Source organism: Agromyces solani (genome assembly GCF_058349925.1).
Genome location: NZ_JBYRER010000002.1, coordinates 237,867 through 250,485 on the forward strand (window position 1 = coordinate 237,867; position 12,619 = coordinate 250,485).

Here is a 12,619-nt window from a genome sequence, read left to right on the forward strand (position 1 = left end):
CCCTCGAGCTTGCGCGCGGCGGGCGGCAGCCCGAAAGCGCAGCCCGACCTATTTCAGGGCGCTCTGCAGAATCTCCACAAACCGAGTGGTATCCAGGAAGTAATTCGGGTACGCGCTACGGAGCCCAACAATCGAGCTGACAGCCACCATGACAACATCAACTCCCTCGCCAACATTGCCCTCCATAGCCGCATATGCCGCGGAGGCATCGTCTGGGCGTTTGAATCCGCGTATCGTGAGCTGGTTCTCCCTGACATCAAGGGTCAGGAGAACATACTTGGCGCCTGCCATGTGCTCCTCGGAGAGCTGTAGCAGCGTGGCGTATCCCTGCAGCTTGTTGACCACGTCCAGCTGATTCGCGAGTGCTCGAAGCTCGAGCTTGAGCTCCCCCAAGTCTTCAGAGGTACCAGGCACAGTGGGACGTCCCTCCGCCACAGCAATCACCGAACTCATCACTGCGAAGAACCTGAGCCATTCTTTATCGCCAGCACTTGATTTCAGCGCCTGATCGGTGAACAAGCCGACGGTTTCTACGGCTGTCGCCCAGGCGTGCTGCAACCTTGACCGGATCTGCACCTCAATTCGCAAGTCATTCCACGTCGGGATCTTGTCGCTCCTGTACGCGTAGATGACGTGGACACCGCGATAGCCTGAAGGTTTCGGATCATCGATGTAGTTGTCGCGTCGGACTAGCCGGTGTTTGTGCTTGGACTGCATGAGGTTCTCAAACAAGAGATCGACGCGCTCGATGTCGCTCACAACTGCTCGACACCCCCCAAGGTCTTGCATTCGAGCAAGGTTCATCGACGGGAAGCGAGTGAGCTTGCCAACAATCGATGGCAGCCGCTTGATTCTTTGGGCCACAAGCCCATCTGGATCAATTGCTTGGGCACGCTTGCGCAAGTTCATCTGCAAGGTGTTCAGAGGGAAGCTATGAGCCGAGCGCCAATTGTTCGCAATGGCGACCGCCATCCCCCGATCAGCTGGTGATGCGAACGGGTCGATCAGTGTTTGCCCGGCTCGCTCGATTTGGCCTTTTCCGTACGAAGGTGATGTCCACGCCACATCGTGAACCTAGCAGCCCGCACGGACACTACTGCCGGGGCGCGCTTTCTGGCCTCTGGATGCAGCTTTGAGTGAGCCATCCAGGTTGCATCTCGCCGAAACCTCCGCACTTGCGACGGTCCGAGCACATTGAATCTCCACCGCAGCACCGCAAACACCGGGTGGTGGTGGCTAGACGCGGTGGGAGCTTTCGGCTAGAAAGGCTCGCCGCTCATCTCCTCGTAGGCGGGTATGTCCTCGGGATGGCCGGCGAGAAAAGCCTTGCTTGTCTGCTTCAAGTTGTTCTCGTCGTACCACTCGAGGCTGAGGTTAACGCCGTAAGCCCAGCCTCGTGCTGAGATATCGGCTCTGAACAGCCCTGAGCTGACTCCTGACAATGTTTCCCAATGTCCGGCGTCAAGGAGCGTGAGATCACTGTCAGGCTCAAGATGGACCTCATTTGCGATACTCCGCGGCATGAGATTGCGAAGAATGAAGTCCTTGCCGTCGCCCGTATCCTCTCCCCCGGCGGACACGGTCCAGCGAGGAGATGGCAATGGCAGCGTGGGGTTTTTCACATCCGCGCTGGTCTCGGAGCGCACACTCGCCTCACGCGTGGCCAGCGATGCCGCCATCATAGAGATCGATTTGTCGAGTCGCTTTTGATCCTCGATTGTCCCTCTCGCAACTGTCTTCGCAAGATGTTGGGCGTCGGCGAGGATCGTGTCGCGCAGTGTCTTGACGGCTTTCCGATGCTGCCGCTGACTGACAGGCCGACCGTCCCAGAGCCACTTCGCCAGACGACCGAGCCAACTCCAAACCGCGATCCGCCACGACGCGATGATGAATGTCATCATGAGCAGGACAATTGCGATGCCGATTGCGATACCGACAAGATATGCCCACCACGGGAGCTTGCTTTCGGCCGCCCAGCCGTCAAGGGCTCTCGTTATCGGCCAGCCGAGGATCGCGCCAACGATTGCACCGATGAGAATTTCGACAGGAGTGTTCACCCCTCGCTTCTCAGGGGCGATCACGTCGATCTCACCGGTCACATTCGAAGGCTATCGAAAAGCTGCAAGGAGCTGCGCCTGCATGGTCGTTGCCGCAATCGCTCTGACCTGAGGAGGTTGCTCGATGTTGCGTGGACCAGTGGGCCCACTATCGTGCGGAAGCGCACGGGTTTGAGCGCAGATTCGGCACGGAAAGCTGCCATCGCGCGCACGGCAGTACTGGAAGACGAGATAAGCGGGAATACCCGGATCGCCGCAGCGTTGAACTTGAGCGAACCACACTCAACTTCAACCAGGAGGCCAGGTGCCCAACGACTTCAACGAGGCAGGCGCGAGCTCGTTCGACGAGTTCCTTGCCCGATACCTCGCGGGTGAGCAGGCGCGACAGGCGCGGTCGATCGACCTCAGCCGGTTCCTTACTGCGCGCACCCAGAGCATTCTTCAGCAGGCCGGACGCTTCGCCCTCGAGCGCGGACAGACCGAGCTCGACGCCCTGCACATCCTGCGCGTGATCGTCGAGGACGAGAGCGTTCAACAGGCGATCCGGCGCATCGGGGCGAGCCCCGAGCGCATCATCACGGCGACCGAGGCGCGTCTGCCTGGCGCCGGTGACGTCGCCGACATCAACGCGGCGACGATCACGCCAAGCGCGAGCCGTGCGCTGTTCCACAGCTACCAGGTGGCGCGGTCGTCGGGGGCGACGTACATCGACCCTGAGCACCTGTTCTTCGCGCTCGTGCTGGGGCAGGATGCGCCTGCGGGGCAGGTGCTGGCCCGGGCGGGGGTGACGGCTGAGGCGTTGACGCAGGGGATGCGTCAGGACTTCGAGAGCCAGACCGAGGGCGAGGGTGGTTTCGATACGCGTCCTCCTTCGTCGGGCGCTACTCAACCGACCGAGTCGACCACGCCGATGCTCGACAAGTTCGGCATGGACCTGACCGAGCGGGCCGCGAACGGCGAGCTCGACCCGGTGATCGGGCGTGCCGACGAGATCGAGCAGACGATCGAGATCCTGTCGCGCCGCACGAAGAACAACCCCGTGCTCGTCGGCGAGGCCGGCGTCGGCAAGACGGCGATCGTCGAGGGCCTCGCCCGCGCGATCGTCGAGGAGAACGTGCCCGAGGCCCTGCTCGGCAAGCGCGTCATCGCGCTCGACCTGCCCGGCATGCTCGCCGGCACCCGCTACCGCGGCGACTTCGAAGAGCGCCTCACGAAGACGATGGAGGAGATCGCCGCCAACAAGGGCGACCTCATCGTCTTCATCGACGAGGTGCACACGGTCGTCGGCGCCGGTGGCGCGGGCGACGGCGGCATGGACGCAGGCAACATCCTCAAGCCGCGCCTCGCGCGGGGCGAGCTGCACCTCGTCGCCGCGACTACGCGGGGCGAGTACCGCAAGATCGAGAAGGACCCGGCGCTCGAGCGCCGCTTCCAGCCGGTGCGCGTCGGCGAGCCGTCGATCGAAGACGCCGTGCTGATCCTGCAGGGCCTGAAGCCCGCGTACGAAGACCACCACGGTGTCGAATACACGGACGCCGCGATCCGCGCCGCCGTCGAGCTGAGCGACCGCTACCTGAGCGATCGCGTGCTGCCCGACAAGGCGATCGACCTGATCGACCAGGCCGGGGCGCGGCTGCGGCTGCGCCTCGGTGTGAAGGTGGATGTCTCCGCGCTGCAGGCGCGACTCGGGGAGCTCGAGGCGGAGAAGAACGCCGCCGTGAGTGCTGAGCACTATGAGGAGGCGTCGCGGATTCGGGACGAGATCTCGAAGGTGCAGGCGAAGCTCGATGAGGCGATGGTCGGTCGAGTAGCGACGCAGGAGCGTATCGAGACCACCACCGAGGGTTTCGATACGCGTGCTCCTTCGTCGCTCGCTACTCAACCGGCGACCATTGTCGACGAGGCGCAGATCGCGGCCGTGATCTCGCGTGCCACCGGCATCCCGGTGAACCGCCTCACCGAGACCGAGCGCGAGCGCCTCGCCGACCTCGAGGGCGAGCTGCACGAGCGCGTCATCGGGCAGGACGACGCCGTCACCGCCGTCGCCAAGGCCGTGCGCCGCAACCGCACCGGCATGGGTGACTCGCGTCGGCCTGTCGGGTCGTTCCTGTTCCTCGGCCCGACGGGTGTCGGCAAGACCGAGCTCGCAAAGGCCCTCGCCGACCGCCTGTTCGACGACGAGACCGCCGTGATCCGCTTCGACATGTCGGAGTTCGGCGAGCGGCACACCGTCTCGCGACTCGTCGGCGCCCCTCCCGGCTATGTCGGTTACGACGAGGCCGGCCAGCTCACCGAGCGCGTGCGGCGCAACCCGTACTCGATCGTGCTGTTCGACGAGATCGAGAAGGCGCACCCCGACGTGTTCAACCTGCTGCTGCAGGTGCTCGACGACGGACGCCTCACCGACGGCCAGGGCCGCACGGTCGACTTCCGCAACACGGTCGTCGTGATGACCTCGAACCTCGGTTCGGAGTTCCTCGCGTCGCGGTCGGGCGCGCTCGGCTTCGTCGCCTCGGCCGACGGATCGGGCTTCTCGTCGCAAGACGACGTGCGCGCCCGGGTCATGGGCAAGCTGCGCGAGGCCATGCGCCCCGAGTTCCTGAACCGCATCGACGAGATCGTGCTGTTCCAGAAGCTCGACCAGCCGCAGCTCGAGCAGATCGTGCGCCTCATGCTGGGTGCGACCGCGCGTCGGCTCGCCTCGCGCGAGGTCGGCTTCGAGGTGACGGATGCCGCGGTGGCGCTCCTGGCGGAGCGCGGTTACGAGCCCGAGTACGGTGCCCGCCCCCTGCGCCGAGTCATCCAGCGCGAGGTCGACGACCGCATCGCCGACCTGTTCGTGTCGGGTGCCGTCGGCGACGGCGGAGCGGTGCACGTCGATGCCCGTGACGGCGAGTTCGTCGTCACGGCCGCGGGACTCATGCCCGTGGCGGCGTAGGCCCATCCGGTCGGTCGAGTAGCGAGCGCAGCGAGCGTATCGAGACCACCGCCCCGATCGGGGTGCTGGTTTCGATACGCGTGCTCCTTCGTCGCTCGCTACTCACCCGGCCGGAGCGCTGAGCTCCTCGAGGCGGGCGGTGCCCGGCTCGAGGTTGGCCGCGAGCCGCTGGAGCACCGAGTCGAGCAGCGGCGAGCGGGGCGCACCGGGCGGGATGCGGGCCGGGTTCGTCGCGACCGTCGCGGCCCACTCCGCGATGTCGGGCTCCGATCCGAATCTCGCCGCGTTGCGGCCGCCGACGGCGATCATGCGCGCCCACGCCGCCATCGAGTCGGGATAGGGCGACGGCGGGGCCAGTCGGTTCTTCTCGTCATCGTCGGTGCGGGTGGCCTCGACGTAACCGGCGATCGCTGCGCCGAACGTGGGGAATCCCGCACGGATCGGCTGGAGCGTCATCGAACCGGGCGCCCAGATCGGCACGAGCGGCCGGTACATGAGGCCCGATCCGGCGCAGTGCACGACGAGCGCGTCATCCGTGATCGCGACCGCACCGGCGGCGAACTCGAGCCGCCCGCGTCGCACCTGCCGGATGTGCCCGAGCCGCACGACGTGCTCGATCGTGCGCAGCAATTCGAGCTCCCACGTGCCGAGGGTGGGCGCCTTGGCCATGGTGGGCATCACCGTGCGGTCGATGCGCAGCATGACCCCCGCGTCCTCCAGGCGGAGGAAGAGCTGCTCGAGCGAGTCCGACTGCACGGCCGACTGCATGATGTCGGCGACCATGCCGAGGAACACCTCGGGCAGCGGCTGCTGGGCGGCCCGGTTCACCATCCACGGGTCCCGCGGGCGCACCCACGTGATCGCGTCGGGTGCGACGCCGCGGCCGAGCAGCCACACGATCGCGTCGGTCGCCGTCTTGCCCGACCCGGCGATCACGTACCGGCTCGGCGCCTCCTCGACGTGGGCGAGCTCGTTGACCGGGATCACCCGGGCATCGTCGTCGACCTCGAACGGCGGCGGCACCTCGGCGGGCACGCGCGGCGCGAGGTAGTGCGCGTCGACGACGCGGCAGCGGTCGGGCACGCTGAACCGCTCGCCCGACACGCGCGACACGAACGTGCGGTCGCCGAGGTGCTCGCAGCCCGGGTGGAACTCGACCCGCCCCGACTCGAGCATGCGGTCGGCGAGGATCCGCTCGTAGTACGCGCAGATCTCCGACTTCGTCGCGCGCTCCTGCAGCCCCGCCTCAGGGCCGCGGTGCTGCACGCGGCCGCCGCCGAGCAGGGTCGAGGGCACTCCGTACAGGGCGGATGCCTGGTGCAGGCGCACGAACGGGTAGGCCTCGAGCCAGTGCCCGCCGACACTGTGGCGCCGATCGACGAGCGCCACCCGAGCGTCGGGGTCGTGGTCGATCAGGGCGTCGGTGAACGCCATCCCCATGGCGCCGGCACCGACCACGAGGTAGTCGGCGTCGAGTGTCTCGGTCACGTCGACCCCGCGGCGACCGTGTCGGCGTGGCGGTGCACGACCCGCCAGCCGTTGTCGCCGCGCCGGTACACCTGGGTGGCGCGCAGCGTGAACCGGCGCGGTTTGCCGTCGACCGAGGTCGACACCCGCTCGTAGCCGACCGTGTAGGCCATGTCGCCCTGCACGTCGAAGGTGATGAGGTCGTACGCGTAGTCCTCGCAGTTCGAGAAGCTGCCCGAGAGGTCTTCGAACGCCTCGATCAGTTCGGCCCGGTTCGTGGCGTTGCGCCAGGCGCCGAGCACGCTCACCGGTTCGTCCTGCGCCCAGATCGCGCGGCGGAGGCCGTCGTCGCCGTTGAACATCGCCCGCTCGGCTCGCACGACGTCGCGGTGCAGCCAAATCAAGAAATCCTCACGATCGGTCATGCTCTCAGGATCCTCCGGTCGGGCACTGCGCACAATGACCCGGAGGCTGCCGGCCCGACGCTGGCCGCAATACCCGGCGGGCTGACGGCCGGTTCGGAGAAGCAGCCGGCCACGCGGAGCCGTCCTCGGGCTCGCGGACCCCGACGCCCGCCGTCGTGAGCACACGTGCCGCCGCACGGCCCAGCCCGCACGCCCTGTTATCGTCGGCGCGTGACGCTCAACGATGTCGAGGTGGCGATCGCCGCCGCCCAGGCGGGAGCCGAGGTCGTTGCGCGCGGCTACGGCGCCGCGCACGCGCGGTTCGCGAAATCCGACACCGACTTCGCCACGCAGGTCGATCTCGATGCCGAGCAGGCGATCCTCGCCGTGCTCGACGAGCACCGCCCGGCCGATGCCCGTATCGGCGAGGAGTCGGGTGCCTCGGGCGGCGAGTCCACTACGCGTCGATGGTTCGTGGATCCGCTGTGCGGCACCCTGAACTACGCCGCCACGACGCCGCTCGTCGCGGTGAACGTCGCGCTCCGCGAGGGCGACGTCGATCTCGCGGCCGCCGTCGCCGACCCGATCGCCGCCGAGCTCCTCTGGACCGACGGCGACCGCGCGTTCCGCCGCACGGACGGCGCGGACGAACCCCTGGCGCCCACCGCCCGGTCGCGCCTCGTCGAGATCAACTGCGACGGGCCGCTCGACCGTCCGTTCGTCGGCGGCCGGCTCGTCGCCGATCCACGACTTCGGGCGGACTACAGTCCGCGGGTCATCTCGACGACGCTGGGTGTGGCGTGGGTCGCGTCCGGGCGGCGGGCGGCCTACGTCTCCGACGGACGCCTCCACGACAACCTGCATTTCGCCGCGGGGATCGCACTCGCCGAGGCATCCGGCTGCGTGGTCACCGACCTCGGGGGTCGGTCAGTGCGCGGCGGCCGCGGACTGCTCGTCGCGGCCGACGCCACGACGCACACGGAGCTGCTCGAAATCGTCGCACCGCACTTCGCGGAGACGCGGGTCGGCGACGGCGCGTAGCGGACGAGCCACGCGCGCCCCCCGTTCTCGGGCTACCGGTCAGCCCCCGCACGGGTCGAGGATCGGACCGAGTTCCGCATTGTGCCCGACGATCGCGGATGGACGGCGCCGGCGCCGCCTCGAGGAGGACCCATGTCCCACGCGTCCCGCCCCCGCACCGTCGAGGTGCTCACCCTCGAGACGCGGCGACCGACGCGACTCGCGCTCGTGCTGTTCACCGTGCTCGCGATGATCGTCACGTTGGTCGCGGCTCCGTCGGCGGCATTCGCCGACCATGCCGAGACGCAGCTGACGGTCGCGTGCGCCCAGAAGTCGAACGGGCTCATGCGCGCGGCGTCGAGCCCCGACGACTGCCGCAAGAAGCAGGAGACGGCGGTCACCATCTGGCCGGGCCCCACCACGCTGTGCATCCAGCCCGACGGCTCGGTGCGCCGCTTCACCTCGGCCAAGTCGTGCACCGGCACGAAGCCCGCCGGCACCAAGCTCGTGGTGCCGACCGCCACCGGCGAGCCCGTCTACTTCTGCGCGCCGAGCTCGGGCGTGCTGCGGCGGGTGGATGCCTCGACCGCGTGCCTCAGCACCGAACATCGGTACGTCATCGGCAACCACGACCCGAGCGACCTCACCCTCTCGGACGACGACGTGCTCGAGAACGAGCCCGCCGGCACCGTCGTCGGCACGCTCGCGCTCGTCGACGCCGACCCCGCCGCGACCCCCGCGTTCGCGCTCGTCGCCGGCACCGGCGACGACGACAACGCCTCGTTCACGATCACGGGCTCGACGTTGAAGACCGCCGCGAGCTTCGACTACGAGGCGACGCAGAGCCTCTCGATCCGCGTGCGCGGCACCGACGGCTACGGCGGCAGCCTCGAGGAGGCCTTCACGATCGACGTGCTCGACGTCGTCGAGGACCTGCCGCCGACGGCGGTCGCAGACACCGCGACCGTCGACGAGGACAGCGGTGCCTCGACCATCGACGTGCTCGCCAACGACACCGATACCGACGGCGGGCCGATCTCGATCGACCAGGTCGCCCAGCCCGACCACGGCACCGTCGAGATCGCCGACGACGAGGCATCCCTCACCTACGAACCCGACCCCGGGTTCTGCAACGACCCGCCCGGCACCACGCCCGACGAGTTCACCTACACGCTCGCGCCCGGCGGCTCGACCACGACGGTCTCCGTGACGGTCACCTGCGTGGACGACCTGCCCGACGCCGTCGACGACGAGGCCACCGTCGCAGAGGATGCCTCCGCCACGGCGATCGACGTGCTCGCGAACGACCCCGACCCAGACGGCGGCCCGCGCAGCATCACGAGCGTCGTGCAGCCGGCGAACGGCACCGTCGTGATCACGGGCGGCGGCACCGGGCTCACCTACCAGCCCGACGTCGACTACTGCAACGCGCCCGGCGGCGACCCCGACGTGTTCAGCTACACGCTCACCCCGGGCGACGGGAACGCGCAGGTGTCGGTCACGGTGACGTGCATCGCCGACGCGCCCGTCGCCGACGACGAGACCTTCGACGGTTCGAAGGCGGCGGTCGGCAACACCCTCCTCGTCATCGATGACCCGACCGACGGTGCGATCGACCCCGCCCGCCCGCACCTCCTCGTCGTGGGCGACCTGCTCGACGGCGACACCGACGCCGACCCCGGCACCGAGCTCGCGATCGTGGCCGGCGTCAAGGTGACCGAGCAAGGCGGCATGGTCTACCTCGAGGCCGACGGCGACGTCGCCTACCTGCCGCCCGACGGCTGCACCGCCACCACCGACGGGTTCGACTACACCGTCACCGACCAGGGCGCCGTGAAGCCGCTCACCGACACCGGCCACGTGACCATCGCCATCAGCGACTGCGTCTGGTACGTCGACAACTTCGCCGACGGCAACAGCGGCAACGTCAGCAGCCCGTTCGACACGATCGCGCAGGCGGAAGCGGCGAGCAACGCGGGCGACGACATCTTCGTCTTCCGGGGTGACGGCACCACGACCGGCTACTCGGAGGCGATCGCGCTCGACGACGACCAGCAGCTCATCGGCGAGGCATCCGACCTCGTCGTCGGCGGCCGCACCCTGCACCAGGGCGACCCGACCAAGCGGCCGACGATCACGATGGCCTCGGGGATGTACGTCGTCGGACTCGGCGTCGGCAACCGCGTCGCCGGGCTCGAGGTGCACCCCACGACCGCGGGCGGCGGCATCGGCGTCGTCGACATCGCAGGCGACCCCGGCGGTGACGCGACCATCGACGACGTGCGCATCGTCGACACCGTCGACGGCGGCATCGCGCTCGCGCTGCAGGGCATGACCGGCACGAACCTGATCGGCGACCTCGAGGTCGACGTCGTCGGCCTGGGCGTGCTCATCGACTCCACCGAGAAGGTCGTGTTCGACCCGGCGGCGACCGTCGAGATCCGCACCACCGGCACCGGGTGGGCGTTCCTCGCGCGGCTCTGCAATCTCGAAGGAAGCCAGATCGACCAGATCGTCGCCGCAGGTGTGTCCAACGGCGGCGGCGTCAACCTGCAGCAGACGACCGGCGCCGTCACGTTCGGCGATCTCGACATCCGCACGACGGGCACGGGCCAGGCAGCCTTCAGCCTCAGCCTGACCGGCCCCGTGACCGTGCCGTCGAGCGCGACCGCGAAGATCGTCGCGACCAACGGCCCGGCGGTCCACGTCGGCGCGTCGTCGGGCTCGCAGCTCTCGTTCGACGAGGTGACCGCGACGAACAACAACCTATACGGCATCAACATCGACCAGATCGGTGCCGGCACGTTCTCGGCGGCGAGCGGCCAGCTCTCAGGGGGGCAGACCGGCCTGACCCAGTTCCGCGTGGTCGGCGGCAGCGGCGACATCTCGTACGGCGGCTCGATCGCCGACGGGCCGGCGACGACGAGCGTCGACATCCGGAACCGGACCGGCGGCACCGTCACGCTCTCGGGATCGATCACCGATGACAGTGACGCGGGCGGCGGCATCGTCGTCGCGAACAACACGGGGGGTGCCACTGTGCTCTCGGGGGCGTCGAAGCACCTCGAGACCGGCGCCCTCGATGGAGTCGAGTTCGGATCCTCCAGCGGGCACAGCCTCTCGATCACGGGCGGCGGCCTCGACGTCACCACGACGAGCGGTCGAGCGCTGGACGTGTTCACGTCGGGCACGATCGTCGTCACCGGCACGGGCAACAAGCTCGCGAGCACCACCGGCACCGCGCTCTCGATCGCGCTGACCGGCATCGGGGCCGACGACGTCACGTTCGAGCGCATCTCGTCGAACGGGGCGGCGTCGGGCATCGTGCTGGGCGCGACGGGCGCCGCGGGCGGCCTGCACGTCACGGGCGGCGGCAGCACCATTCAGGGCGGGGATGCCTCGGGCGGCACCATCTCCGCCGCCACGAGCCATGCGATCGACCTCACAGGCACCGCGGATGTCTCGCTCCGCAACATGCGCATCGAGAACAGCGCCGGCAACGGCATCTGGGGCGCCAGTGTGGACGGGTTCTCGTTCGTCGACGGCACCGTCACCGGAGCGGGCGACGCCGCCGGCGAAGACGGCATCGCGTTCGACGGTGCGAACCTGTCGAACCTGTCGGGTGCGGTCGTGATCTCGAACAACGTGCTCACCTCGAACGAGGCATCCGGCATCTCGATCGCGAACCGCGGCGGCACCATCTCCGGGGCGACGATCAGCGGCAACCGCATCTCCGACGCGGGCGACGAACTCACGCCGGGCTCGGCCGTGTCCGTGTCGGCGACCGGCAGTTCCATCGGTGCGGCGACGATCACGAAGGCGACGATCTCGGGCAACGTGATCACCGAGTTCCGCGATGGCTACGGTGTGCGCGTGCTCGGTGGAAACCAGGACGGCGCGACGGAAGCGGTCCTCGGCACGCCGGGCAACGTCATCGCGGTCACCGGCAACCGCATGGACGGGGGGAACGGCGGCGCCGGGCAACAGCCTGTGGGGTTCGCGGTCGTCGACGTCAGCGGTGCGGCCGACGGCAACGTCGACGTGTCGGGCAACGGCACCGTCGCCGACCCCATTCGTCACCTCGACTGCGAGGCGATCCTCGTCGGTGCCCGCGGCGCGGCGAACGTCGCGGCGAAGGCGGACAGCAACGTGCTCACGGCCGGGAACGGAACCGGCTGCACGGGCATCCGGGCGGTCGCGAGATCGCTCAACGGCGTCGGGGCGTCGCTCTCCGCGGTCGTGACGAACAACACGGTCTCGGGGACGAGCGGACCCGGGGCGGCCGTGGAGGCGTTGGAAGCCGGCCGCGTCGTGGCGGAGGTCAAGAACAACAAGGTGAGTGCGCCGACCGGCGGGGTCTACGCCGGCATCTACGCGGCCTCGGGGTCGCAAAGCGGTACCGAGGCCCGATTGTGCCTGGCGATCACGGGGAACACGACGGCCGGCGGCACCGTCGGGACCGCGGTCGCGCCGGGTATCGAGTTCCGCAAAGTGTCGACCGACCCCGCCGTCAACGACTTCGGCATCGTGGGACTCCCGGCGGGTGCGACCGGGTCACCGGCCGTCGAGAACTACGTGAATGGACTCAATACCAGTACCCCCGGCAGCTTCGGCACGGGAGGAACGGCGATCTCAGTGACGAGCGGATACACCACGTGCTTCCCGTGAGTTCCTGAGCCGAGCGCGACCCCGTGAGCCCGAAGGGGAACAGGGCTCACGGGGTCGCGGGGGAC

General features: G+C 68.6%; 7 protein-coding genes. 3 read left to right on the forward strand and 4 right to left on the reverse strand.

Annotation, left to right across the window (positions count from 1 at the left end):
• Positions 1-48: 48 nt before the first annotated feature.
• Positions 49-1,065, reverse strand: a complete 1,017-nt coding sequence (locus AC3RJ7_RS08895; RefSeq protein WP_491455477.1) for a RelA/SpoT domain-containing protein — start codon at positions 1,063-1,065, stop codon at positions 49-51.
• A 194-nt stretch (positions 1,066-1,259) separates the two neighbouring features.
• Positions 1,260-2,099: a hypothetical protein gene (locus tag AC3RJ7_RS08900; RefSeq protein ID WP_491455478.1), complete on the reverse strand. Its 840-nt coding sequence runs from the start codon at positions 2,097-2,099 to the stop codon at positions 1,260-1,262.
• A gap of 262 nt (positions 2,100-2,361) precedes the next feature.
• Between AC3RJ7_RS08900 and AC3RJ7_RS08905 the strand changes: the two genes are divergently transcribed.
• The gene (locus tag AC3RJ7_RS08905; protein ID WP_491455479.1) at positions 2,362-4,995 is read left to right on the forward strand and encodes an ATP-dependent Clp protease ATP-binding subunit; all 2,634 of its coding nucleotides are present in this window, start codon (positions 2,362-2,364) and stop codon (positions 4,993-4,995) included.
• Between the two features lie 102 nt (positions 4,996-5,097).
• On the opposite strand, the gene AC3RJ7_RS08910 is transcribed toward AC3RJ7_RS08905, so the two are convergent.
• Positions 5,098-6,483: a pyridine nucleotide-disulfide oxidoreductase gene (locus AC3RJ7_RS08910; RefSeq protein ID WP_491455480.1), complete on the reverse strand. Its 1,386-nt coding sequence runs from the start codon at positions 6,481-6,483 to the stop codon at positions 5,098-5,100.
• On the reverse strand, positions 6,480-6,887 hold the full coding sequence (locus AC3RJ7_RS08915; protein WP_491455481.1) for a YybH family protein: 408 nt from the start codon (positions 6,885-6,887) through the stop codon (positions 6,480-6,482). The genes AC3RJ7_RS08910 and AC3RJ7_RS08915 overlap by 4 nt, the downstream gene beginning before the upstream one ends.
• 210 nt (positions 6,888-7,097) lie before the next feature.
• Here AC3RJ7_RS08915 and AC3RJ7_RS08920 point away from each other — a divergent pair, with 210 nt between their 5' ends.
• Positions 7,098-7,907 (forward strand): inositol monophosphatase family protein, encoded by an 810-nt coding sequence (locus AC3RJ7_RS08920; RefSeq protein WP_491455482.1) that lies wholly within the window; start codon positions 7,098-7,100, stop codon positions 7,905-7,907.
• A 132-nt stretch (positions 7,908-8,039) separates the two neighbouring features.
• Positions 8,040-12,554 (forward strand): Ig-like domain-containing protein, encoded by a 4,515-nt coding sequence (locus AC3RJ7_RS08925; protein WP_491455483.1) that lies wholly within the window; start codon positions 8,040-8,042, stop codon positions 12,552-12,554.
• Positions 12,555-12,619: the final 65 nt, after the last annotated feature.